Raw genomic sequence first — 23,190 nt, forward strand, 5'->3', positions numbered from 1 at the left:
GGCCGCGTTCACGTTGCCCTGGAAATCCAGACTGACATTGGTCGAGGCACCGCCTTTGCTGGCCTTTCCGCGCCAAACGCCGTTGTCGTCCTTCTTCAGGGATGTGACGTTGCTGTAGCCAGCTTCCTCGATCTTCGATTTGGCCTGACCCTCGGTGAAACTGTTGGCGCCCGAAACCGGCTTCTCGGAATTGTTCTGGCCCGCGCTGTTAACCGCGTTGTTATTCGGCCGATCCGTCGCCGGCGGATTTTGCGCGAACGACGGACCGGCCAGTAGCGAACCCCCCGTCAGAAACATAAGAAATTTCTTGTTCCTCCTTAGTGGCCGGTCACAACACGCCCGCCGCGACGATGTTCCTATGACGAGTATGGTTGACTACCCATCAAGGACATCGTGCGCGAGGGGCGGGTCGCGCAGCTTGTGCGTGACGATCGACGAAGTGGCGGCCTGCTGAGGTCGGTCGACAGGTTCGTCGATCATTCAGGAAACGACTTTTTTAGATTGATAATCAGGGTTCTGGCGTCCACCAACATCCAATTGGATCAATAGGTTCAATAAGAATCACGTCCTAGAAAGCCATTATCCACACCGCCAAAACTATCCGGCCTAGCGCCGGCGGGCCGCGGCGGAACGCATCGTCTCCGTTGTCTATGCATGCTTGCTTGCGGAGAGTGAGAGGATTTGGCGGCTCGCTAGGGTTCGCCCCCCCCCGCAGCGCGGCGGCTGAATGAAAGACCAAACAAAGGAAAGGCGCTCGGCCGTAAAAGGTGAGCAGCCAGCCGGCCGGATGTTTGAGCCCTGACCATGGGGATACTCCCCCATAACTATCGGTCCTGAAACAAGACGACAGGATCAATCCCAAGCGCTTCCGAAATTTGTTCAAGAGCGTCAACGGTCGGTGAATTTTCCTCGCGTTCGATCATTCCAATGTAGTTGCGATTCAGGCCAGCACGATCAGCCAATTCCTCCTGGGAAAGGCTGCTCTTCCGTCGTAGGCGCCGAAGATTTTGGGCTACCACCCGCCGCAACTTCATGCGGCAAGACGGCCTCAAACGTCACTTGATCTCCACCTAGTATACTAGGTATTGTTTGTACCTCGTTGAGATGTTTTAGATGACCAATGCGCGAACCCTGTCGGCCAAACCGTTCGTCGAGCAGGTCTCCGTAATCGACGGGCGGATCCTCTGCGTTGGCTATCGGGCTGACGGGGCGGACTTTATCTTGGCGAGTGTTGAACTTCCCGTTGAAGTACTCGAACAGGAAATCGTAGGCAGCCTCGAGCTGGTCACTACGATTAGTCCTTCCGGCGAAATCGTGTCCCAAATCTTCGGGTCATCTGGATTGGTTTTGGAGCGGCCTCGTTCGACCACCTCAATTGATCGTCTGGTTTCACAGACCGTCGACAGCGACAACCTTCGGCTAGAGGAGCTACCGACAAGTGAATTGAGCGGGCTCTTGAGATCGCTGGAGGCATCCATCGAACATGTAAGGACGGCACTCGCACAGAGGGCATAGCTCCCCATTAGTGGAACTCCTATCAATCACCAGATGACGATCTTGTACAATAGACCCGAAAGCCATCAGCGATATAGTCGCGTGCGATAACCTGATCGTTGCCGCACAGGACGATGTGTGTATGGGGATGGTCCGGCGTTGAAATAATTGGCGTCGAGCCTGGTTCCGAGATCCTGCTCCAGCTGCGGCATGAGTTGCAGGTCCGTCAGCTCCGCGCGGCGCTCCGCCCTACGCTAAACCGGAACTGGTGGCGATCGCTGGCGCTGCGTCCGGCATCGGGCTTGCCATCAGCGCGGTCACTACTTGCCTCGTATAGCTCCCCTGGCGTGTCCTCGTGTGTGATGCGTCGCGCCGGACGTGTCGCAGGCGAGCTCGCACTACACCAGTGCCAACTGTCTTAGTCCGCAGCGACACGGCCTTTGGCTGCGGCACGCGTTAGCCTGGACATCCGCGCTCGGCCAGCACTGTCCCTAAGGCGTGACCGCGGATGATCCACCAACACAAAGTGAAGAACCTGTCCTCGCACTGGCGCCAGCCTTGACCGTTTCCCGCCACGCGCCTCGCAGATGGCAGGTGGGCCCTCCTGGCTCTGCAAACGCCTATCCGTCCGAGCTTCACTTCAAATTCGTCTTCGATCTCTCGCATTGCCCGCATCCGACATTGAGCGAGTCGACGATATGTGAAGTCGACGGGCGGCCGACAGGACGCAGACACAATTGCGCAGAAAGGCTATAGCGTTGGGTCGAGCGCGGAAACAGTGGAGAGTTAGAGAGCGCCAAATCTTGGATGTGCGGACAACCACTTAGCCGCCCTTCGGCGACAGTGCTTTTATCTTGCCATTCGCCCCCTTCTCACACTCACGTGCTGACGCTTCTTTTCTCTGCAGTAGCCAGACTTTGCACCGACACCGCGAAGCATCGCAAGAAGCAAAGATTCCTGGCACGCGATGCGCATTTTTATTGCTAGGCGGCCTGGCAAAACAACGAAAAATCGGACCACCCATCGGGCGCCGAAGCGATCAATTGAACGCTTCGAACTGCCAATTTTGTTGCAAATGTTAGATCGATGGCCTGATTTTCTGCGGCCCGATCGCAGCAAAAAGCCGTCGAGTGGCCTTCAAAATCGGCGCGAAATACGCTCGGCTTACGTGCGATTTTCGATGGAAATAGGAGGTGTTGAGGCTCGGTCGCGGTCGAACGAGCCGCGCCTTCTCGCTGAGAAAAGTATTTCAGATTGACGCGAACAGAGGCATGCCCGACTAGACAGCTCAGGCCAAGGCGGCGCTGAAACGAAAAACTCGCGCCCCAACAAACGCAGGTTCGCCGACTGACATTTGTAGTGATGCGCGCGACGGCTCAGCGCGCCGTGCGACCGAACAGATCAGGCTTGGCAGTCCGATCCGCACTGATCAATCTCGATCAAAAAGGCCTACTCGCGCGCGTCAATGCTTGGGCGTGCAACGGCTGGTGCGGCCAAACAAGTCGGCTTGAATTGGGTGCTCATCACTCCCAAAAGTGACCTGCGCTTTGGCCTCAATCATGGCAATTAGGGCATCCTGCCGTCCTGGGGGCAGCCCCTTTTCGGTCCAGATGGAGCGCAGCTCAGCCTCGGGATCGGACGTTGAGCGAACCTATTTACGGAACATGTCTTCAAAGTTCGCACAGACAATTTCGACGTTGGGCGCACACCTTTCCAGGCATCGCGATAGTAGGCGCAGTCTACGCCGCACCCTGCCTCCAGATGAATTCCGGTCTGTTCAGCGAACGTTAGAAAGTCGGCGGTCTTACGCTCACGGTAGCACTGGACGCCGCTATACCCGAAGGGCGCGGACATTTGCGGGATGATGAAAGCGCCATAATCGGCAATGTCCGAGGCAAGATCGATCACATGAAACTCAAACGACCGGCCGGTGTAGCACGGCCCATTTCCGGTCCTCGGCGTCGCGCCGAACGGTGGATTTGCAATCGCGCTTGTTGAAGCGCCCAAGACTTGCCAAGTCGAAATCCAACACATCGGCGCAGATCCACCTAGCTTCGGGCAACACCTTCCGACCCACCTCGACATAGGCAGGATTGCACTCGATGCAGACGATTTCCTTCGGCGGTTCGTCTCGTTCACGCGCATAGTGCGCCCGCCAGAAAACATGAAATGCCAGCATCCCTATGCCTGCGCAGAGGTCGATCGTCCGGCCGCCACAGGCGTCAATTGCAAAGTCTCTGGCAAGACCTGTGGGAGTAAAGAAGGCACCGGCCGATGTGCTGATGTGGTTTGCACCCTCGTGCCAGTTGTCCAGCACGAATACCCGCTCGTCGTAGCTAAGGACGTCTTTCCTTAACAATTCCAAAGCCTGAGCGTGAGCCTTTGCTTCCGCTTAGTAAGTTTTGCCATCGTGATGTCTCGCTTTCGGGGCCCTCAAAGGGCGTCTGACTGTCGGCGCGGCGCGCATGGCCACCGCCATGCCGCCTGCCCGTCGGCGAGACCGGGATTTCGGGGGCAAGAGCTTGTTTTGGCGCCCCGTAGGGGTGCGAACCCGATGGTGCGCAACGCGGTTGCACCGAGCAGCAGAGCTGCGACGTGCGACCGACTTGCTGCACCGGAGGGCAAAAGGAGGTCTTGCAGGGGTGAGGGGCGGCGCCCCTCAAGTCCCCTCTCTTCATCGAAAATATCTTCAAATCGACGGCCAGAAATCGCGGCCTTAGACCGCTCCACGGCGCATAAATCGAAGAAAAACCGGCCTTCCGCTGCTCGCGCGTGGACGTCGTCATGGCATGGAAAAGCCGCCTGAGCCGCGCGTATGAGCGACTCGAAGCCGAGGTTTCGAATGAAGTAAAAACCCCCGCGCGAGACGCGCGGGGGCCTGGGCGTGTGAGCTAGTCCACGGGATTCCAGATCAAGAAGAAGCCGCCCTCGTCGCTCAAGCCGATCGCTCGGCCAAGATTGGCGTAGAGCTTGCGGGATCCAAGCTCAGGTGCCGCGAGGGAGAGGCTGACGTAGTCCTTCCCACTGCTTTCCCCGCGCCGGATCCAACCGGCTCCAATCTCGACGCCCTGGGTGATGATACGGAAGTCTGGCTGGGTGTCGGCCGACTTGTCGCGGTTGGGCACGATGTCAATGTCCGCACGAACGGACAAGGTCTTGAGCTGCCCCTTGAAGCCGCCATTGTCAGTGCGGGTAACGAATCCGATTGCAGTCATGGTCTGTCTCCTTCGTTCCGCAGGGCCAATCCCCTGCGATGGCGAGACCGTCATGGCCGCCGGCTCGCAGCCGAACCCTTGGGGCGAAGCGCAGCGGCGCACCCGAGCTCGCGCCTTTTTTGCAGCGAAGCGGCCGCGAGGAGCCGGCTTGCCGGCGGGGAAGAAAGAAGCAAGCGAGGGTTTCGGACGGCGGGACGGTCGCCATAGGTCGTGGCGCCATGAGCAGGGAAGCGTCCCTCCGGTAGGAAGCGAAAGTCCGTGCAGCGGAAGCGATAAGCGGAGGAAGTGGCGCCCTCCGATAGCTCAAGTTGCACCGTGCACGACGTCAAACGATATCCTTGGCCAGCGGTCGCCAAAACAGATCCGCGCTCCACTCATCGCCAGGCGCATCGGGGTCGACGGTGCGCACGGAGACCACGCCCATGCCGTACGGGAGTTCTGCAACTCGCCCCGCTGGAACGTGCCGGATCCTCAACTGTCGATGATGAGCTGGGGTGAGAGTGAAGAGTCAACGATCGAAGCGGTAACACGAAGATGATCGACTTGACCTAGCAGCCATCAGTCATCCCGAGATAGCGCGGGTAACTCAAGCTGGGCGCAACATGCGGCAACTTTGATTGGCTTGGAGTTGAACGGCTGACTGAATGATGATTGTTTTGGTACATAATGTCACGCCCAGTTCTAATTCCCTCAGGCTCTTGGCCGCGTCGCATGCCGGCTGCAATTGCAGCGGGTTATTGCGGCGAGCCGACTGTTGAGGCCTTCCTAAAACGCGTCGGTTCGGAGTATCCTCAGCCACGTGTAAAGGAAGGAAAGCGTCAGCTGTGGTTGAGAGACGATCTGGACCGGGCGATCGCCCCGGAGTTCGTGCGGGGCGACCTCGCCGAGGATTTGTGACACTCGAGCGTCCGCTCCCGCGGTTCGTGGAAGTGCGCCGGCTCGCCCGCAATCCCCTCGGCTTTTATTTCCGCGTTCCCACACACTACCGCAAACTTGGGTGCGAGATGCCCAACGAACCGTTGGGGACCAGTTACGAGGTGGCCTGCGGCGATGACGGCAAAGGAGGACGCGCCGCTACACTCAATGCACTGTTCGATGAATGGAACGATCGGCGTAAGGGCCAGCCTATCGAGGAAGGGAAGATTGCGCGGTATGGCACGATCGACTGGCTGTTCCGGCAATACAAAACTGAGAAGGCCTACACTGAGAAGGTCTCATCGCGATCGCGCCCCGATTACGAACGCATCATGCAGATGATTTGCGACACCGTCGGTAAGAGTGGCCGCCGTATCGGTGACCGGCAGATCTGTGAGGTTACGCCACGAGCCGCTGATAAGATCTACGACAGGATCATCAACGGGCCGAACGGCCTCAGGCTGCGGCAGGGTGAGAAAGTCGTTGGGCTCTGCCGCAAGGTCTGGCGCATCATGCGACGGCTGCACCCGGATCTGTTTGATAGAAAGCATCCCAACCCTTGGGACGACTTTACACTGAAGAGCCGCACCAAGACTAAGAAGCACGCGGTCACCCGGGACGAAGTCTACAGATTTGCCTGGGGTTGTATAAAGCACGGCCGGCCTGAGCCGGCCGCTGTCGCGGTCATTTGCTTTGAGTGGTTGCAACGGCCGGAAAATGTGGTCGCCGGATTTTTGACTTGGCCAGACTATCGAAGCAAGAGCTGGCCACATGCGGTGCGGATCGAGCACCACAAGAACAAGACGTTGGTTTGGCATCCGCTCGAAGACAAGGTCGATGGCGAGATCCTTAAGTTCTATGCCGAAGCAGAGGATGTGCTAGGCCATCTCCGAAAGCTCGGTGTTCCCATGATCATGCGCCGGATCGAGCGAGGGGAGCACAAGGGCGAAGCAAAGGTCTGGTCTTATCCTGGCATGGAAAAGGTCGTGCAGCAGATGCGCAAAAAGATCGACGGGGTGTCAGAGCTGTTCACGCTTGATGCATGCCGCCACGGAGGCATGACCGAGCTAGAGGAAGCGGAGCTTACGGACGGCCAAGGTCGTGCGCTTTCCGGGCACAAGACCGCGCAGGCCTATCGCGGCTACGCCAAGGAAACAATGCAGCGAGCGCTGGCCGCGACTCGCAAGCGGCATGCGCATTTGTTGGCACAGAAGCAATTCGAACAACAAGACACCGCTGCAGCTGTAGTTCAAGATCAGACCAGCGGCGACGGAATGGCCCGCCAGAGCGCTTCATAACGCGTCCAACGTTCAACTACCGCGGCAATCGCTCTCGACATTGCCGGCTGCAAGCAACGCGCACTGATCGCGCGCTGCGCTTACGCGTCGCGCTGATATCGGAAGTCACCACCAGACTAAGTCGGCGATAGAACGTTGAGGCGCGCGCAACTAACGCCGCATCTCGTGCATCGGCGAAGGAGGAAACGAAAACAGCACAGAATTTCCAAATGACGGGGCAAACGAATTTCCAAACGCGCTCAAAAAGCACACGAGAACAAAGCTCTTTCAATAGCAATTTCATGGGGTTGAGGTGGCTGGGGCGGGAGGGATCGAACCTCCGAATGGCGGAATCAAAATCCGCTGCCTTACCGCTTGGCTACGCCCCAACAGGCGACCAGGGAACGGGCGGAAGAACCGGCTACCGCAGATTCCCGCTGGTCGCAGCCGGTCTATAGGGAGCGGCGCGGCATTTCAACCGCCTGGAGGGGCAAAATACCTGAGGTCCAGGACCGGGTCCGGCGCTCGCCGTGCCACCCTTTATTATAGGCCCGGCAGGGGTGCCGTTCCGGGCCGGCACGGTCCCGGCGTTCCGGCAGTTGAGACCTCCCCCGTTTCATGGGAATACGGCGCCAATACCTGTCCACGGGAGTGAGCCATGACCTACCGCGCGCCGATCTCAGACATGCTGCTGTCGCTCAACCATGGCGCCGGCCTGAAGGCTGCCGTGGAGGCCGGCCATTACGGCGATTTCGACGGCGACATCGTGAGCGCCGTGCTGGAGGAAGCCGGCAAGTTCGCAACCGACGTGCTGGCGCCGCTCAACCGTGTCGGCGACGAGCACGGCATCAAGCTTGGCGATGGCAAGGTCACGACTGCGCCGGGCTGGCCGGACGCCTACAAGCGCTGGACCGAGGGCGGCTGGAACGCGGTCTCCGGCCCCGAGGATTTCGGCGGCCAGGGCTTGCCGATCGCCATCAACGCCGCCTGTACCGAGATCTGGAGCGCCTCCAACGTCGCCTTCGGCCTCTGCCCGCTGCTGACGGCCTCGGCGATGGAGGCGCTGTACGCCCATGGCAGCGACGAGCTGAAGAAGATCTATCTGGAAAAGCTCGTCTCCGGCGAATGGACCGGCACGATGCAGCTGACCGAGCCGCAGGCCGGCTCCGACGTCGGCGCGCTGCGCACCCGCGCCGACAAGCAGGCCGACGGCACCTATCGCATCAAGGGGACGAAGATCTTCATCACCTATGGCGAGCACGACATGACCGACAACATCGTGCATTTCGTGCTGGCGCGCCTGCCCGATGCGCCCGCCGGCACCAAGGGGATCTCGCTGTTCCTCGTGCCGAAGTTCATGGTCAATGCCGACGGCTCGCTCGGCGCGCGCAATGACATTTATGCCTCGGGCGTCGAGCACAAGCTCGGCATGCATGCTTCCCCCACCTGCACCATGACCATGGGCGATCATGGCGGCGCGATCGGCTTCCTCGTCGGCGAAGAGAACCAGGGCATGCGCTGCATGTTCACGATGATGAACCAGGCCCGCCTCGGCGTCGGGCTGGAGGGCGTCGGCGTCGCCGATCGCGCCTACCAGCAGGCGCTGGCCTATGCGCTGGAGCGCAAGCAGGGCCGCGCCATCGGCAAGAACGGCGACGGCTCGGACGCGATCTTCGTACATCCGGACGTCAAGCGCATGCTGATGCGGATGCGGGCGCAGACCGCGGCCTCACGTACCATCTGCTATGCGACCGCGGTCGCGATCGACGTCTCCACGCGCGCCAAGGATCCGAAGGTCCGCGCGGACGCCGCCGCCCGCGCGGCGCTGCTGACGCCGATGGCCAAGGGCTATTCCACCGATATCGGCAACGAGGTCGCCTATCTCGGCGTGCAGGTGCACGGCGGCATGGGGTTCATCGAGGAGACCGGCGCCGCGCAGCACTATCGCGATGCGCGCATCACCGCGATCTACGAGGGCACCAACGGCATTCAGGCGATCGATCTCGTCACCCGCAAGCTCGCGGCCAATGGCGGCGCTGCGGTGTGGGCGCTGCTCGACGAGCTCTCGGCCACCGTGAAGCAGGTCGAAGCCTCCAACGATCCCGCTTTCGGCACCACAGGTACAAAGCTGCGCGAAGCGCTGGAGGCGCTGACGCGCACCAGCAAGTGGCTGCTGGAGCGCGTCACCTCCGCACCGAACGAGGCGCTCGCCGGCGCGACGCCGTATCTGCAGCAGTTCGGCTCGACGCTCGGCGGCTGCATGTTGGCCTCCGAGGCGCTCGCCGCGAAGTCCGACGGCAACACCGACGCCGCGCGCTACGTCTCGCTCGCGCGCTTCTTCGCCGAGAACATCACGGTGCAGGCCGGCGCGCTCGAGCGCACGGTGACGGAGAGCGCGGAGTCGGTCGCGGCGGCGGATGCGGTGTTGTTGTAATCCGGACGCCACCGCGATGTGAGGCGAGGCATTTCCTCCCCTCCGCTGTCATTCCCCGCGACCCGGCTACGCCAAGGCTTCGCCGGGGCTTCAGTCTAGGGGCGCCGAAGCTTCAGCGTAGGCGGCAAGCGGGGAATCCAGTACGCCGCAGCCTCTCGATCAACCACAGACGTCTCGGCGTACTGGATCGCCCGATCAAGTCGGGCGATGACACCGAGTGTGTGGGATGGGCTACGAAGCTGCGAGCTTCGCCCTTCTCCCCGGCCGCCACAGCACGATTCCCGCCGCCACGAGATCGAGCATCACGCAGATCGCAAACGCGCTCGTGTAGTTGCCGGTGAAACTCCGCACGAGGCCGATGATGCCGGGGCCGAAGGCGCTGACGACGCCGCTGATCGACGTGCCCAATCCCATTGCGGCGGCAAAGGCGGCAGCACCGATCTCGCGCTGGATGATCAAGGGCGGGAACGTGATCATGTTGCCGATCGAGAAGCCGTAGACGGCGCAGCAGACGAGCAGCACGGTCGGGTTCGTGCTTTGGATAAGCACGAATAGCGCCGCCGCCTGGCTCGTCATCGACGCCGCGCAGGCGAGCCGCGGATCGAGCCGGTCGACGAACAGGCCGAGCGACAGGCGGCCGACCACCGCCATTGCCGCCATGATGGTGACCGCAAGGCCTGCGGCATAACGCCCGATCAGCGGCTCGAGGAACGTCACCTGGTGGATGATGAATCCCATCTGCGCCAGCAGCGCGATCGCGATCGGCAGCACCATGGTCCAGAACGCCGCGTTGGCGAGCAGCGTCTTGCGGGAATGGGCCGGCGCGGCCATGCCAGCGGACGGACGGCCGCCCGATGCCGGCGACATCTGCGTCGGCCAGCCGATGAAGATGACGACCACCGGCAGCACCAGCACCACCATCGCCATCGTGGCGGCAAGCATGGCGGACTGGAAGCCGATGCTGCCGGTCAGCGACAACAACAGCGGAACGAGGACGATGCCGCCGCAGGTCGCGCCGTTGAAGGCGAGGCTGAGCGCGAGCCCGCGCCGCCGTTCGAACCAGGCGTTCAGTACGGTGGCGATCACCACGGTGCCCATGCCGGTCCAGCCGACCGACATCAGCGCATAGGCGAGATAAAGCTGCCAGGGCGTCTGCATCAGCGCCAGCAGCACGGTCGAAGCGCCGAGCGCCGACAGGCCGCACAGGATCAGCGCACGCAGCCCGATGCGGGCGAGCAGATCGTCGGTGAAGATGACGAGCACGGAGGTGAGGAGAAACGAGAAGGTGCTGGCCGCGGAGACCAGCGTGCCCGGCCAGCCATGGGCGCGCTGGAGCTCGGCGAGATAGACGCCCTGGCCATAGAGGCCGAAGCCGAACATGAAGAAGGCCATCAGGAAACAGGCCAGCACGACGCGCCAGCCGCGATAACTCAGCGAGGATTCGTCAACGCCTGTTGCGGCAATCATCAAACGAACAATCAGCCAAAGGAACCGGCATCGGGCAATCGTGCCCTACAACCCCCGGTTTTTCAAATGAAACATTGTAGCCATTTGTTGCAATGCGCAACTGCATGTGCGAAGCAATTCAACCGGCATGATCCGGTGCGGTGCGGTTCCCGATCAGAAAAGCGACAGTGCGCCATGCGGCGGACTCACGGGGACGTTCTCGAAAAGGTCGAGCGGGCGGATTGGCACGCCTGCAAGATGATGTAGGCTGAGGCTTGCGAGACTCGCCAAAGGCAAGCGCCGCGGCGACCGCAGGGGGCTCTCATGCCGAATGGCAATATCGTCGTCACCGAAGAGCGCGGAACGCGCGTCATCACCCTGCGCCGTCCGAGCAAGAAGAACGCGATCACGCAGGACATGTATCGCGAGATGAGCCGCGCGATCGACACCGCGCAGAACAACCCCGACATCCGCTGCATGATCATCACCGGCGGCTCCGGCGTGTTCACCGCCGGCGACGACATCGACGACTTCATGCAGGCCGAACCGAATTCCGAGACGCTGTCGGACGGCGCAAAATTTCTCTATTCGCTCGCCCTCAACGTCAAGCCTATCATCGCGGCCGTCGACGGCGCCTCGATCGGGATGGGCACCGTGATGCTGTTTCATTGCGACTATGTGCTCGCCTCGAACGCCGCGACCTTCTCCGCGCCCTATATCCATCTCGGGCTCGTTCCGGTCGGCGCGGCCAGCCTCCTGATGCCGAACACGATGGGCTACCAGCGCGCGTTCGCGATGCTGGTGATGGGGCGAACTTTCACCGCCGCGGAGGCGCACGCGGCAGGCTTCGTCAACACCGTGGTCTCGCCGGGACATACCGAGGTCGAGGCGCGCAAGGTGGCGCGCGATATCTGCCGGCTGCCGGCCGAGGCGGTCGCAGCCTCGCGCAAGCTGCTGCGCGCCGCACCCGAGGAGCTCACCCGCCGCATCGACCAGGAGGCCCATCTGTTCGGCGAGCGGCTGAAGTCGGACGAGGCGATTGCCGCGTTCAAGGCGTTTGCAAACCGGAAGAAGAGGTAGGGGCAAGGACTCGGCTTCCACCCTCGCCTGGAGGGGGAGGGTCGCTCGCGCGAAGCGCGAGCGGGGTGGGGTGAACCACACAAGGACTCTCACTCGTCTACGGAAACTCTTCCGCACCTTTTGCCAGGATAGTCTGTCACCCCGCCCCGGTTCGCATTTCATGCGAACCGACCCGCCCCCTCAAGGGGCGGGTGGGAGCGCGTGGCATACGATCCGCCTCAACAAAAGGTTTCGTGAAATCTTCGCGCGGAACGACTAATCTTGGTTCCATGCGACATCTTTTCCGCCTGACTGCCTTCACACTCGCTCTCGCCACCCTCCCCGCCTCGGCCCAGACCGCCGCGCCCGTCGAGCTGCGCATTCTCGCGATCAACGATTTCCACGGCAATCTGCGTCCGCCGCCGGGCGGCATCCGGATCGGGGATCCCGAGGACAAGAGCAAGAAGGTGATGGTCGCGGCCGGCGGCGCGGAGTACATGGCGACGCTGGTCAAACAGCTGCGCGAGGGGCACACAAACACGATCTTCGTTGCCGCCGGCGACCTGATCGGCGCGAGCCCATTCCTGTCGGCAATGTTTCACGACGAGCCCTCGGTCGAGGCGCTCTCGATGATGGGACTTGCGATCACCTCGGTCGGCAATCACGAGTTCGACGAGGGCAAGACCGAGCTCTTGCGGATGCAGAACGGCGGCTGTCATCCGGTCGACGGCTGCCAGGGGCCGCATCCCTTCACCGGCGCCAAATTCCATTATCTCGCGGCCTCGACCATCGAGACCGCGACCGGCAAAAGCGTGCTGCCACCCTACGAGATCAGGGAGTTCGAGGGCATCCCCGTCGCCTTCATCGGCCTCACCCTGAAAGAGACCGCGGGCATCGTCTCGCCCTCGGGCATTGCCGGGCTCGAATTCCGCGACGAGGCCGAGACGGTGAACGCGCTGGTGCCGCAGCTGAAGGCGCGTGGCGTCGAGGCGATCGTCGTGCTGATCCACCAGGGCGGTGAGCCCTCGGGCGACTACAATGAATGCCCTGCCATTACGGGGCCGATCGTCGACATCGTCAAGAAATTCGACCGCGCCGTCGACGTCGTCGTCAGCGGCCACACCCACCGCGCCTATGTCTGCGACATCGACGGGCGGCTCGTCACCAGCGGCGACAAATACGGCACGCTGGTCACCGCGATCGACCTCAAGCTCGATCCTGCAACCCGCGACATCGTCAGCGCCAAAGCCGAGAACGTCATCGTCGCCAATGCCTCGCTGGCGAAGGATCCCGAACAGACCGCCTTGATCGAAGCCTATGACAAGCTGTCAGCACCGATTGCGAATCGCCCGGCCGGATCGGTGACGCAGACGCTGTCGCGCGTGCCGAACGAGGCCGGCGAGAGCGCGCTCGGCGACGTCATCGCGGACGCGCAGCTCGCCGCGACGAAGGACGCCAAGGATGGCAGCGCTGTCATCGCGCTCACCAATCCCGGCGGCATCCGCACCGACATTGTCCCGAAGGAGAACGGCGCGGTCTCGTTCGGCGAACTGTTCGCGAGCCAGCCGTTCCGCAATCGCCTCGTTACGATGACGCTCACGGGCAGCCAGCTCAAGGATATGCTGGAGCAGCAATGGCTCGATCCGAAGCGCCCGCGGATTCTCCAGGTCTCGAACGGGTTCAGCTACACCTGGGATGCGACGAAACCGTTCGGCGAGCGAATCAGCCTTGAGAAGATGACGCTCAACGGCAAGCCGATCGAGCCTGGAAGCGGCTACCGCGTCACACTCAACGATTACCTCGCCGTCGGCGGCGACGGTTTTACGGCCGCCAAACAAGGCACAGCGCAGCAATATGGCGGCTACGACGCGGACGCGCTGTTCGCCTTCTTCAGGGCACACGGACCGATCGGTCCGCTGCCGCCCACCCGCATCCTGCGCGTGAATTGATCCGGATCAAACGGACTTGTCCGGAACCACCCTTTGCCATCCCCGCCCAAGCGCCTAGATTGCGTTTTGCATTTGCGTTTTGGCTTGGGATGCGCCAAGCGACGTCAAGAGCCCGTTCCCTGTGAGGCCGACCTGATGAGCACGCTTCTCCTCTCCCACAAGGCCTGCCTCGACCACGTCACGCCGCCGGGACACCCTGAAAGGCCCGACCGCCTGCGGGCGGTGGAGGAAGCGCTGTCGCAGGAGCGCTTCCAGTTCCTGGCGCGCGACCTGGCACCGGAAGGCGATCTCGATCTCGTGACGCTGTGCCACAACGAGCACTACGTCACCGAGCTGCGCCACATCGCGCCGACCAGCGGCCAAGTCTATATCGACGGCGACACCTCGATGTCACCAGGCACGTGGGAAGCGGTGATGCGCGGCGTCGGCGGCGCAGTGGCTGCGACCGAAGCGGTGATGAATGGCGAGCATCGCAACGCCTTCGTCGCGGTGCGCCCGCCCGGACATCACGCCGAGATCGGCAAGCCGATGGGCTTCTGCTTCTTCGACAATGCGGCGATCGCAGCGCGTCATGCGCAGCGCAAATACGGCATCCAGCGCGCCGCCATCGTCGATTTCGACGTGCATCACGGCAACGGCACGCAGGACATCTTCTGGTCCGATCAGACCGTGATGTACTGCTCGACGCATCAGATGCCGCTGTTTCCGGGTACCGGCGCGAAGGGCGAGCGCGGCGACCACGACACCATCGTCAATGCGCCGCTCGCTTCCGAAGACGGCGGACCAGAATTCCGCGCCGCGTTCGAGCAACTGATCCTGCCGCGCCTCGAAAAATTCAGCCCCGAGCTTCTCGTCATCTCCGCGGGCTTCGATGCGCATTACCGCGATCCGCTGGCCTCGCTGAATTTGCGCGCGGAGGACTACACCTGGGTCACGCGCAGGCTGATGGACCTTGCCGACAAGTCCGCAGGGGGCCGCATTGTTTCGGTGCTCGAGGGCGGCTATGACCTGCAAGGATTGAAAGAATCTGTTACGGCGCATGTCGGCGCCCTGATGGGCGCATGACGCACCCGCCACATTACGCCCGCAAAACTGCGCTTTTTCTCACGTGAAGCGGGCAATCGGAAACGGATATGGCCGAAAATACCCAAGTCGACGTCTCCAGGCTCACCTTCGAACGCGCCATCGAGGAGCTCGAAACCATCGTGAAGCGGCTCGAGGACGGCAAGGTGCCGCTCGAGGAATCCGTGACGATCTACGAGCGCGGCGAGGCGCTGAAGCGCCGCTGCGAGGAATTGCTGCGCCAAGCCGAGGCACGCGTCGACAAGATCACCACCGATGCTAGCGGCCATGCCACCGGCACCGCACCGCTCGACGTGCAGTAAGGCCCCCGTTTCAAGCCGCCCGCCTCAAGCATCGGCCATCTGCAGTTTTTCATGATCGCACGCCGCTGTTTGGGCTTACAGCCCTCGGCGGCCAGGCACTGACATCGAAAAGTTCCCCCGGCCAGGGCCTGTCGGGCTCGCGAATCGGGCCAAAACGGCCTTCCTCTCGCCCAAAATGCAGCGAGGAACCGGGCAAGACTGGAACCCATCCGCCGGCGCCAGGATTAACCAAGCTGGCCCGCGGGTTGCAGGTGCATACCCCTAAACGACCCTGCGGGTTGGCTTTGGCCCAAGCTTTGGTGTAAAGCTGCGCGGAGTGTGGCTTTTTGCAAGCCTTGCGTGGGCACAAATTACCGACGACAAGCGCTTCAAACTGCTAATGAAATTGGCTGGGACGGACGAAGCCGATCTAAGTGACAGGGATCACAGGGACTGAACCGGAGCGCACCTAAGCTCACCTAAGCTTGAAGACGGGGCCCTGCCCCATGCAGGTGGCTCCGACGGTTTAAGGACTCGCGCTGCGCCGATATTGTGCAAACCCATCGCGCACCGGAACGATCTTCCGGCGCTGACAAATTGGAAATCGCCGTGAACGCATACAGTAAAACGCCGCTTCTCGACACCATCCATACGCCGGATGACCTGCGCAAGCTCAAGATCGAGCAGGTTCGCCAGGTCGCCGACGAGCTGCGGCAAGAGACCATCGATGCCGTCTCGGTGACCGGCGGTCACTTCGGCGCCGGCCTCGGCGTGGTCGAGCTCACCACCGCGATCCATTATGTCTTCGACACGCCGCGCGACCGGCTGATCTGGGACGTCGGCCATCAGGCCTATCCGCACAAGATCCTCACCGGCCGGCGCGACCGCATCCGCACGCTGCGCACCGGCGGCGGCCTGTCCGGCTTCACCAAGCGCAGCGAGAGCGATTACGATCCGTTCGGCGCAGCGCATTCCTCGACCTCGATTTCCGCCGGCCTCGGCATGGCGGTCGCGCGCGACCTTTCCGGCGGCAAGAACAACGTTATCGCCGTCATCGGTGACGGCGCGATGTCAGCCGGCATGGCCTATGAAGCCATGAACAACGCAGGCGCCATGAACTCGCGCCTGATCGTGATCCTCAACGACAACGACATGTCGATCGCGCCGCCGGTCGGCGCCATGAGCGCCTATCTGTCGCGCCTCTACTCCGGCAAGACCTATCGCACGCTGCGCGATGCGGCCAAGCAGATCAACAAGCGCCTGCCCAAGATCATCGCCAACCGCGCCAACCGCGTCGAGGAATATTCGCGCGGCTTCATGATGGACGGCGGCACGCTGTTCGAGGAGCTCGGCTTCTATTACGTCGGCCCGATCGATGGTCATAACCTCGACCATCTGCTGCCCGTGCTGAAGAACGTGCGCGACATGGAGACCGGCCCGATCCTCGTCCACGTCGTGACACAGAAGGGCAAGGGCTACGGCCCGGCGGAGGCTTCCGCCGACAAGTACCACGCGGTCGTCAAGTTCGACGTCGCGACCGGCACCCAGGCCAAGGCCAAGCCGAATGCGCCGGCCTACCAGAACGTGTTCGGCCAGAGCCTCGTCAAGGAAGCGCAGAAGGACGACAAGATCGTCGCCATCACCGCGGCGATGCCGTCCGGCACCGGCGTCGACATCTTCAACAAGGCCTTCCCCGACCGCACCTTCGACGTCGGCATCGCCGAGCAGCACGCGGTGACGTTCGCCGCCGGTCTTGCGAGCGAAGGTTACAAGCCGTTCTGCGCAATCTACTCGACCTTCCTGCAGCGCGGCTACGACCAGATCGTGCATGACGTCGCGATCCAGAACCTGCCCGTCCGCTTCGCCATCGACCGCGCCGGCCTCGTCGGCGCCGACGGCGCGACGCATGCCGGCTCGTTCGACAACGCCTATCTCGGCTGCCTGCCGAACATGGTGATCATGGCCGCGGCCGACGAAGCCGAGCTCGTGCACATGGTGGCGACCCAGGTCGCGATCGACGACCGTCCGAGCTCGCTGCGCTATCCGCGCGGCGAGGGCCGTGGCATCGAGATGCCCGAAGTCGGCGTTCCGCTCGAGGTCGGCAAGGGCCGCATGATTCGCCAGGGCAGCAAGATCGCCTTGCTCTCCTTCGGTACGCGCCTCGCCGAATGCGAGAAGGCGGCCGACGAGCTCGCCGCCCACGGCCTCTCCACCTCGATCGCCGATGCGCGCTTTATGAAGCCGCTCGACACCGAGCTGGTTCTCAAGCTCGCCCGCGACCACGAGATCCTGATCACGATCGAGGAAGGCTCGGTCGGCGGCTTCGGCTCGCATGTCGCGCAGTACCTGACCGATCAGGGCGCGCTCGACGGCGGCATGGTCAAGTTCCGCTCGATGGTGCTGCCCGACGTGTTCCAGGACCACGACACGCCGGCCGCAATGTACGGCCGTGCCGGTCTCGACGCCAAGGGCATCGTCGCCAAGGTGTTCGAGGCGCTGGGCAAGGACGTCAAGACCGAGACGGTCAAGCTCGCCTGAGGCTGATTCACCTCTCCCGCGTGCGGGAGAGGTCGACGCGAAGCGCTTGAGTATCGTCGCGAGACACCCCACCCCTCCCCCGCAAGCGGGAGAGGGAGTAGAGCGTGCGCTGCGGCTCACATCGATCCAAACTTTTCCGGCTTTGGCGCCATGAAAATCTATCTGGCAGGCCCCGACGTGTTCCTGCCGGATGCGGTTGAGATCGGCCGGCAAAAGGCTGCGATCTGCGCGGCGCACGGGCTCACCGGCGTCTATCCCCTCGACAACGCCATCGATCTCACCTCGCCCGACGCCTCGCGGCAGATCTTTTGCGGCAACGAGGCGATGATGGACGAAGCCGATGCTATCATCGCCAACCTCACCCCGTTCCGCGGTGCCGGCGCCGACCCCGGCACCGTCTACGAGCTCGGCTACATGGCCGGCCGCCGCAAGTTTTGCCTGGCCTATTCCAACGACGGCGCCGTCTATGCCGACCGCGTCGGCCGCTTCATGGACGTGACCTCCGAGGACGGACGGCTGGTCGATGCACAGGGGCTGACGGTCGAGGATTTTGGCCTCGTCGACAACCTCATGATGATCCATGCGCTGGAGCTGCACGGCTGCCCGCTGGTGACGCCGGCGCAGATGCCGATTGACGTCTGGCACGATCTGGCCGCGTTCGAGACTTGCGTCCGGATCGCGGCCGCGCGATTGATCGCTACATAGACGCTTCGACGCTTCAGTCGCCTCCGGAGATCCGATGTCCCCTGCCCGCAAGCGTGCGGATGTTCTGCTGGTCGAGCGCGGCCTGTTCGAGAGCCGGGCGCGGGCGCGCGCGGCGATCGAGGCCGGGCTCGTCACCGCCGACGACAAGCAGGTCGCCAAACCCTCGGAGACGATCGCCGAGGACGCGGTGATCGTGGCCGAGCCTGCGCATCCCTATGTGTCGCGCGGCGGCGTCAAGCTCGCCGGCGCGCTGGAGCGCTACCCCATCGAGATCGAGGACCATGTCTGCCTCGATGTCGGCGCCTCCACCGGCGGTTTCACCGAGGTGCTGCTGGCGAACGGCGCCAGCCTGGTGTTCGCCATCGATGTCGGCACCAGCCAGCTGCATCCCTCGCTGCGCAACCATCCCAAGATCGTGTCGATGGAGGAGACCGACATCCGCAGCTACGACGGCAAACGGTTGCCGGCGCGGCCCGACGTCGTCGTCATCGATGTCAGCTTCATCTCGCTCAAGACGGTGCTGCCCGTGGCGCTGTCACTGGCAGCGGCGCCGATGAGCCTGCTGGCGCTGATCAAGCCGCAGTTCGAGGCGGAGCGGAAGCACAACAAGAAGGGCATCATCCGCGACGCCGCCGTGCATCGGGAGATCTGCGACGACATCGCGGCCTTCGCCGCTTCGCTCGGCTGCACCGACATCGAGGTGTTCCCCTCCCCGATCACGGGCGGTGACGGCAATATCGAATTCTTCCTGGGCGCGCGCCGTGGTTGAGCGCGTGAGGATCGATCACGTCGGCCATCGCGGCGACGGCGTCTCGCTCGCTGCGGGCGATGCCGTCTATGTGCCCTACGCGCTTGGCGGCGAGACCGTCGAGGTCGACCACGTCGCCGGCAACCATCCCGACCGCCGCAAGCTACTCGCGGTCGATGTCGCCAGCCCCGATCGCATCGCGCCGTTCTGTCCGCATTTCGGCGTCTGCGGCGGCTGCGCCATCCAGCACTGGGCGCCCGCGCCGTACCACGCCTGGAAGCGCGGTATCGTGGTCGAGACGCTGGCCCAGGCCGGCATCGATTGCGAGGTGGCTCCGCTGGTCGATGCCCATGGCGCGGGGCGCCGGCGCGTCACGCTGCACGGCCGGTTCGGCACGCATGACGTCCTCAAGGTCGGCTTCTCGGCGGCGAGCTCGCACGACGTCATCCCGATCCATCGCTGCCCGATCCTCGATCCCGGGCTCGAGGGCGCGCTCGATGCCGCCTGGGCGCTTGCCGAATCCCTGACGTCCAGAATGTCGGTGACGAAGCCGCTGGACATCCAGGTCACCGCGACCGCCAACGGCCTCGATGTCGACGTGCGCGGCTCCGGCCCGCTGGCGACGGCGCTGGTCACGGCGCTCTCGCGCGTCGCCGAGCAGCATCGGCTGGCGCGGCTGACGCGGCACGGCGAGCTGGTGCTGCAACGCCTGCCGCCGACGGTGCGAATGGGCCGCGCCGAGGTGACGCTGCCGCCGGGCTCGTTCCTGCAGGCAACGATCGCGGGAGAGGAGACGCTGGCGTCGCTCGTCGCCGAGCGTGTCGGCAAGGCCAAGGAGGTTCTCGACCTCTTCTGCGGCGTCGGCCCGTTTGCCTTGAGGCTCGCCGAAAAGGCACGCGTCACCGCCTATGACAACGACGCCGGCGCCGTCGCCGCACTCGTGAAGGCTGCGCGCACACCAGGGCTGAAGCCAATCAAGGCCGAACCGCGCGACCTGTTCCGCCGCCCGCTGGTGCCGCCGGAGCTGCGCGACTTCGACGCCGTTGTGTTCGATCCCCCGCGCCAGGGCGCGCAGGCGCAGGCGCTGAAGCTCGCTGCGAGCAAGGTCCCCGTCGTGATCGCGGTGTCCTGCAACGCCGCAACCTTCGCCCGCGACGCGCGGCTCCTCATCGACGGCGGCTACAGGATCGAGACCGTGGTCCCGGTCGACCAGTTCCGTCACACGCCGCATGTGGAATTGGTGGCGCGGTTCGCGCGCTGAGGCAGCTCCTGCCGTTCACCGTCCGATTGCTTCCAGACTGCTATGCCGACGGCTCGAATTGCGGCTGCCATCGCAGCAGGTAGGACTGCAGCGAGCGCACCGCGATCGCCAGCAGGGTTCCGACGAACATCATGACGAAGATGGCGACCATCATCTCGCTGGCATTGGCGCGCGCCTCGGCTTCGATGATGAGCTTGCCGAGCCCGCGCTCGGCGCCGATGAACTCGCCGACTATGACGCCGATCAGCGCGAAAGACACCGCCGGCAACAGCGACGCGAACACCCAGGCCAGTGCGGAAGGGATCACGACCGTGCGCAGCACGATGAATTCGCTGGCGCCGAGCAGACGGGCAGCGGCGATCTGGTCGCGGTCGACCGCACGCGTTCCCTCGAAGGTGTTGAAGAACACCACGAAGAACACGACGAGCCAGGCCGTGGCGATCTTGGAGAGATCGCCGAGGCCGAAGATCAGGATGACAAGCGGCACCAGCGCGATGCGCGGTATCGAGTTCAGCGCCACGACATAGGGCCCGAACACGCGGGCCAGGAAGTCCGAACGGCCGAGGACCAGGCCGGCCGCGATTCCGCTCGCGGACCCGAAAAGAAACCCCCACCAGGTGTTCTTCAGCGTGACGAGCGTGGCGAGCCACAGATTGTTGTCGTTGCCGTTGATGCAGGCGGCGAAGCCGGCGGGATCGGCAAAGCAGCCAAGCCGCAGGAAGCTCTGCCAGATCAACGACGGCTTGGCGACGAAATACGGATCGAGGATTTTCGGCACATAGGCCTTCGGCAACAGCGCCTTGCTCCATTCAAAGCCCCACTGCCAGACGACGAGAACCACCACGAGAATGGCCACTTGCCAGAACAGGACGGCGCTACGGCTGTTGGACATGATCATTTGGCCCTGGTGCGGCGGAATTCTTCGCCGAGGGAATGCCAGATGTGCGAGTAGAGGCGGCCGAATTCGGCGGTCTCGCGCACGTCCACGGGATCGCGCGGCCGCGGAATGGCGACGTCGAAATCTTCCTTGAGCCTCCCGGGCCGGGCCGAGAGCAGGATGATGCGGCTCGCCAGCGTCAAGGCCTCGCCGAGATCGTGGGTCACGAACAGCACGGTCTGCCGCTCGCGTTCCCAGATCTCCAGCAGCGTCTTGTGCATCTCGAGCTTGGTGTGGGTGTCGAGCGCGCCGAACGGCTCGTCCATCAGCAGGATCTCGGGCTCCATGATCAGCGTGCGCATCAAGGCGACGCGCTGGCGCATGCCGCCGGACAGCGTGCTGGGGAAGCTCTGTGCAAAGCCGGAGAGCCCGGCCTTCTCGACGGCCGAAGCGACGCGCCCGGCGCGCTCGGTCTTTCGCAGCCCCGCGATCTCCAGCCCATAGCCGATGTTCTGCTCCACAGTTCGCCAGGGAAACAGCGTGTCGCGCTGGAAGACATAGCCGACCCTGGGGTTGACCTTGCCGGTCTCGACCGTGTCCTCATCGATCAGGATGCGTCCGCCGGAGCGCGGCAATAGCCCCGCGACCATGTTGAGAATGGTGCTCTTGCCGCAGCCGGATGGACCGAGCAGCGCGACGAACTCGCCCTGCTTGACCTCGAAGGAAACGTCATCGACCGCCACGAACTCGCGGCCGGACGCGTTGAAGCGCTTGGCGAGACCTCGCACCGCGATGCGGGTTCGCTCCTCCACCTCGTCTCGCGCGAGCGCGAATCCCGAGCCTGGCGCGGCGATCATTTGTATTTCGCCCTCGCCGCCTGGAGGAAGCTCATGTCGACGACATCCTCGTATTTCGTCTCGGGAATATCCGTTCCCTTGCGGTACCAGGGCTTGGCACCGCGTTCGAATGAGGACTTGTCGATGACGCCGTCATAGGCCCAGGTCAACTTGTCGAAGCCGAGCTCGGCGCTGACCGCATCGGGGGCGATGCCCGAGAAATATTTCGGCGTGACCAGTGCCTGCACGTCCGCGAGCGGCGTCGCCTTCACGAAGGCCATCGCGCGGTGGATCGCGTTCACATAGGCCTGCACCATCGCCTTGTCCTGCTCGACCGTGTCCTGGAGCGTGTAGATCACCAGCACGGGCAGCGTCCCGCCGAAATCCTTCTCGAATACGCCGGGCTTGGAGGTGTCGTAGATCGTCCTGCCAAAGCCCTTCTTCTCGACCTCGACGATCCAGCTTGGCGGCGCCATGATGGCGTCGAACTGCTTGGTCTGCAGTGACGGAAACATCGTGTTGGGTCCGCCGCCGGCGACCCAGTTCACCCTGTCGCCGAGCCCGCGCGTTTCGAACACATAGGTGCCGAACACCCAGGTGCCCGACCCGATCGCGGTGGCAGCTACGATCGGCTTGGCGCCATCAGGCCGCTTGTACTCGGCGAGCTTCTCGACTGAATTGATACCGCCGTCGTAAAGGTCCTGCCGGACCACGATGTTGGCGTAGGAGCACACCATCTCGGTCGCGAGCAGGATCTTGCAGGGCTTGCCGCGCGCACTGAGCTGGAGCGGATGGCTGGCATCGCCATGCGCGAACAGGGCTTGTCCCGCCGCCAGCGTCTGACGGCCGAACGTGCCGGCGTTTCCGGTGACGAGCTTGGAGTCGAGACCTTCGTCCCTGAAGTAACCCTTCAGCTCGGCAATCATGCCGATGGCGTAGACCGGCGACACCGGCCCGAAGGCGAGCGATACCTGCCTGGTCTCGGCGCGGGGCTGCCCGGGCAGCATCGATGCGCCGGCCAATGTGGAGCCCGCGATCAGCGCCTGACGCCTGGTGACGTTCATCTGCTCCT

19 protein-coding genes and 1 tRNA gene are annotated in these 23,190 nt (G+C 63.3%); 11 read left to right on the plus strand and 9 right to left on the minus strand.

Going from position 1 to position 23,190, the window contains the following annotated elements; translation table 11 throughout:
- Both QJT78_RS34650 and QJT78_RS34655 read right to left on the minus strand, forming a co-directional pair.
- On the minus strand, positions 1 to 297 hold a 297-nt coding region (locus tag QJT78_RS34650; protein WP_281460431.1), incomplete at its 3' end, for a hypothetical protein.
- 527 nt (positions 298 to 824) lie between these two features.
- Positions 825 to 1,034 carry a helix-turn-helix transcriptional regulator gene (locus QJT78_RS34655; RefSeq protein ID WP_080586717.1) on the minus strand — a complete coding sequence of 70 codons (210 nt, stop codon included), beginning with the start codon at positions 1,032 to 1,034 and terminating at the stop codon, positions 825 to 827.
- 79 nt (positions 1,035 to 1,113) lie between these two features.
- Here QJT78_RS34655 and QJT78_RS34660 point away from each other — a divergent pair, with 79 nt between their 5' ends.
- The gene (locus tag QJT78_RS34660; protein ID WP_028154310.1) at positions 1,114 to 1,515 is read left to right on the plus strand and encodes a hypothetical protein; all 402 of its coding nucleotides are present in this window, start codon (positions 1,114 to 1,116) and stop codon (positions 1,513 to 1,515) included.
- Positions 1,516 to 3,409: 1,894 nt separating this feature from the next.
- Here QJT78_RS34660 and QJT78_RS34665 read toward each other — a convergent pair.
- Positions 3,410 to 3,853 (minus strand): hypothetical protein, encoded by a 444-nt coding sequence (locus QJT78_RS34665; protein ID WP_049807850.1) that lies wholly within the window; start codon positions 3,851 to 3,853, stop codon positions 3,410 to 3,412.
- Positions 3,854 to 4,385: 532 nt separating this feature from the next.
- Positions 4,386 to 4,709 carry a DUF736 family protein gene (locus QJT78_RS34670; protein ID WP_028154311.1) on the minus strand — a complete coding sequence of 108 codons (324 nt, stop codon included), beginning with the start codon at positions 4,707 to 4,709 and terminating at the stop codon, positions 4,386 to 4,388.
- 893 nt (positions 4,710 to 5,602) lie between these two features.
- Between QJT78_RS34670 and QJT78_RS34675 the strand changes: the two genes are divergently transcribed.
- On the plus strand, positions 5,603 to 6,922 hold the full coding sequence (locus QJT78_RS34675; RefSeq protein WP_038944364.1) for a hypothetical protein: 1,320 nt from the start codon (positions 5,603 to 5,605) through the stop codon (positions 6,920 to 6,922).
- A gap of 293 nt (positions 6,923 to 7,215) precedes the next feature.
- On the opposite strand, the gene QJT78_RS34680 is transcribed toward QJT78_RS34675, so the two are convergent.
- A tRNA-Gln gene (locus tag QJT78_RS34680) sits at positions 7,216 to 7,290 on the minus strand.
- Between the two features lie 269 nt (positions 7,291 to 7,559).
- Between QJT78_RS34680 and QJT78_RS34685 the strand changes: the two genes are divergently transcribed.
- Positions 7,560 to 9,335: an acyl-CoA dehydrogenase gene (locus QJT78_RS34685; protein WP_028148177.1), complete on the plus strand. Its 1,776-nt coding sequence runs from the start codon at positions 7,560 to 7,562 to the stop codon at positions 9,333 to 9,335.
- A 231-nt stretch (positions 9,336 to 9,566) separates the two neighbouring features.
- Here QJT78_RS34685 and QJT78_RS34690 read toward each other — a convergent pair whose 3' ends face one another.
- Positions 9,567 to 10,802, minus strand: coding sequence for an MFS transporter (locus tag QJT78_RS34690; RefSeq protein ID WP_212478885.1), 1,236 nt, complete (start codon positions 10,800 to 10,802; stop codon positions 9,567 to 9,569).
- A gap of 303 nt (positions 10,803 to 11,105) precedes the next feature.
- On the opposite strand from QJT78_RS34690, the gene QJT78_RS34695 reads away from it, so the two are divergent.
- The 8 genes from QJT78_RS34695 to QJT78_RS34730 all read left to right on the plus strand — a co-directional run bounded on the left by QJT78_RS34695 (position 11,106) and on the right by QJT78_RS34730 (position 20,405).
- Positions 11,106 to 11,861 (plus strand): enoyl-CoA hydratase-related protein, encoded by a 756-nt coding sequence (locus QJT78_RS34695; RefSeq protein ID WP_028148179.1) that lies wholly within the window; start codon positions 11,106 to 11,108, stop codon positions 11,859 to 11,861.
- Positions 11,862 to 12,130: 269 nt separating this feature from the next.
- Positions 12,131 to 13,789 carry a bifunctional metallophosphatase/5'-nucleotidase gene (locus QJT78_RS34700; RefSeq protein ID WP_028148180.1) on the plus strand — a complete coding sequence of 553 codons (1,659 nt, stop codon included), beginning with the start codon at positions 12,131 to 12,133 and terminating at the stop codon, positions 13,787 to 13,789.
- 135 nt (positions 13,790 to 13,924) lie between these two features.
- Entirely contained in the window at positions 13,925 to 14,854 is a 930-nt protein-coding gene (locus tag QJT78_RS34705) for a histone deacetylase family protein (protein WP_028148181.1), read from the plus strand.
- Between the two features lie 68 nt (positions 14,855 to 14,922).
- Entirely contained in the window at positions 14,923 to 15,174 is a 252-nt protein-coding gene (locus tag QJT78_RS34710) for an exodeoxyribonuclease VII small subunit (protein ID WP_028148182.1), read from the plus strand.
- Between the two features lie 588 nt (positions 15,175 to 15,762).
- Positions 15,763 to 17,691 (plus strand): 1-deoxy-D-xylulose-5-phosphate synthase, encoded by a 1,929-nt coding sequence (dxs, locus tag QJT78_RS34715; RefSeq protein ID WP_028148183.1) that lies wholly within the window; start codon positions 15,763 to 15,765, stop codon positions 17,689 to 17,691.
- A 150-nt stretch (positions 17,692 to 17,841) separates the two neighbouring features.
- Positions 17,842 to 18,396: a nucleoside 2-deoxyribosyltransferase gene (locus QJT78_RS34720; protein WP_038944370.1), complete on the plus strand. Its 555-nt coding sequence runs from the start codon at positions 17,842 to 17,844 to the stop codon at positions 18,394 to 18,396.
- Positions 18,397 to 18,430: 34 nt separating this feature from the next.
- Complete coding sequence (locus tag QJT78_RS34725) at positions 18,431 to 19,165, plus strand: TlyA family RNA methyltransferase (RefSeq protein ID WP_038944372.1); 735 nt, start codon at positions 18,431 to 18,433, stop codon at positions 19,163 to 19,165.
- Positions 19,158 to 20,405 carry a methyltransferase gene (locus QJT78_RS34730; RefSeq protein WP_028148186.1) on the plus strand — a complete coding sequence of 416 codons (1,248 nt, stop codon included), beginning with the start codon at positions 19,158 to 19,160 and terminating at the stop codon, positions 20,403 to 20,405. The genes QJT78_RS34725 and QJT78_RS34730 overlap by 8 nt, the downstream gene beginning before the upstream one ends.
- 40 nt (positions 20,406 to 20,445) lie before the next feature.
- Here QJT78_RS34730 and QJT78_RS34735 read toward each other — a convergent pair whose 3' ends face one another.
- The 3 genes from QJT78_RS34735 to QJT78_RS34745 are packed head-to-tail and all read right to left on the minus strand — an operon-like array spanning position 20,446 to position 23,182.
- Positions 20,446 to 21,297, minus strand: a complete 852-nt coding sequence (locus QJT78_RS34735; RefSeq protein WP_028148187.1) for an ABC transporter permease — start codon at positions 21,295 to 21,297, stop codon at positions 20,446 to 20,448.
- A 2-nt stretch (positions 21,298 to 21,299) separates the two neighbouring features.
- Complete coding sequence (locus QJT78_RS34740) at positions 21,300 to 22,139, minus strand: ABC transporter ATP-binding protein (RefSeq protein WP_028148188.1); 840 nt, start codon at positions 22,137 to 22,139, stop codon at positions 21,300 to 21,302.
- On the minus strand, positions 22,136 to 23,182 hold the full coding sequence (locus QJT78_RS34745) for an ABC transporter substrate-binding protein (RefSeq protein WP_028148189.1): 1,047 nt from the start codon (positions 23,180 to 23,182) through the stop codon (positions 22,136 to 22,138). The genes QJT78_RS34740 and QJT78_RS34745 overlap by 4 nt, the downstream gene beginning before the upstream one ends.
- Positions 23,183 to 23,190: the final 8 nt, after the last annotated feature.

The organism is Bradyrhizobium sp. Mp27 (assembly GCF_029953005.1).
GTDB classification, from domain to species: domain Bacteria; phylum Pseudomonadota; class Alphaproteobacteria; order Rhizobiales; family Xanthobacteraceae; genus Bradyrhizobium; species Bradyrhizobium barranii.

What these genes read in the sequence shown, in the direction of transcription:
- QJT78_RS34740 (WP_028148188.1), bottom strand. Translation starts at nt 22,139, where the DNA reads ATGATCGCCGCGCCAGGCTCGGGATTCGCGCTCGCGCGAGACGAGGTG.
- QJT78_RS34690 (WP_212478885.1), bottom strand. Translation starts at nt 10,802, where the DNA reads ATGATTGCCGCAACAGGCGTTGACGAATCCTCGCTGAGTTATCGCGGC.
- QJT78_RS34700 (WP_028148180.1), top strand. Translation starts at nt 12,131, where the DNA reads ATGCGACATCTTTTCCGCCTGACTGCCTTCACACTCGCTCTCGCCACC.
- QJT78_RS34745 (WP_028148189.1), bottom strand. Translation starts at nt 23,182, where the DNA reads ATGAACGTCACCAGGCGTCAGGCGCTGATCGCGGGCTCCACATTGGCC.
- QJT78_RS34695 (WP_028148179.1), top strand. Translation starts at nt 11,106, where the DNA reads ATGCCGAATGGCAATATCGTCGTCACCGAAGAGCGCGGAACGCGCGTC.
- QJT78_RS34670 (WP_028154311.1), bottom strand. Translation starts at nt 4,709, where the DNA reads ATGACTGCAATCGGATTCGTTACCCGCACTGACAATGGCGGCTTCAAG.
- QJT78_RS34660 (WP_028154310.1), top strand. Translation starts at nt 1,114, where the DNA reads ATGACCAATGCGCGAACCCTGTCGGCCAAACCGTTCGTCGAGCAGGTC.
- QJT78_RS34685 (WP_028148177.1), top strand. Translation starts at nt 7,560, where the DNA reads ATGACCTACCGCGCGCCGATCTCAGACATGCTGCTGTCGCTCAACCAT.
- QJT78_RS34655 (WP_080586717.1), bottom strand. Translation starts at nt 1,034, where the DNA reads ATGAAGTTGCGGCGGGTGGTAGCCCAAAATCTTCGGCGCCTACGACGG.
- QJT78_RS34720 (WP_038944370.1), top strand. Translation starts at nt 17,842, where the DNA reads ATGAAAATCTATCTGGCAGGCCCCGACGTGTTCCTGCCGGATGCGGTT.
- QJT78_RS34705 (WP_028148181.1), top strand. Translation starts at nt 13,925, where the DNA reads ATGAGCACGCTTCTCCTCTCCCACAAGGCCTGCCTCGACCACGTCACG.
- QJT78_RS34725 (WP_038944372.1), top strand. Translation starts at nt 18,431, where the DNA reads ATGTCCCCTGCCCGCAAGCGTGCGGATGTTCTGCTGGTCGAGCGCGGC.
- QJT78_RS34735 (WP_028148187.1), bottom strand. Translation starts at nt 21,297, where the DNA reads ATGTCCAACAGCCGTAGCGCCGTCCTGTTCTGGCAAGTGGCCATTCTC.
- QJT78_RS34710 (WP_028148182.1), top strand. Translation starts at nt 14,923, where the DNA reads ATGGCCGAAAATACCCAAGTCGACGTCTCCAGGCTCACCTTCGAACGC.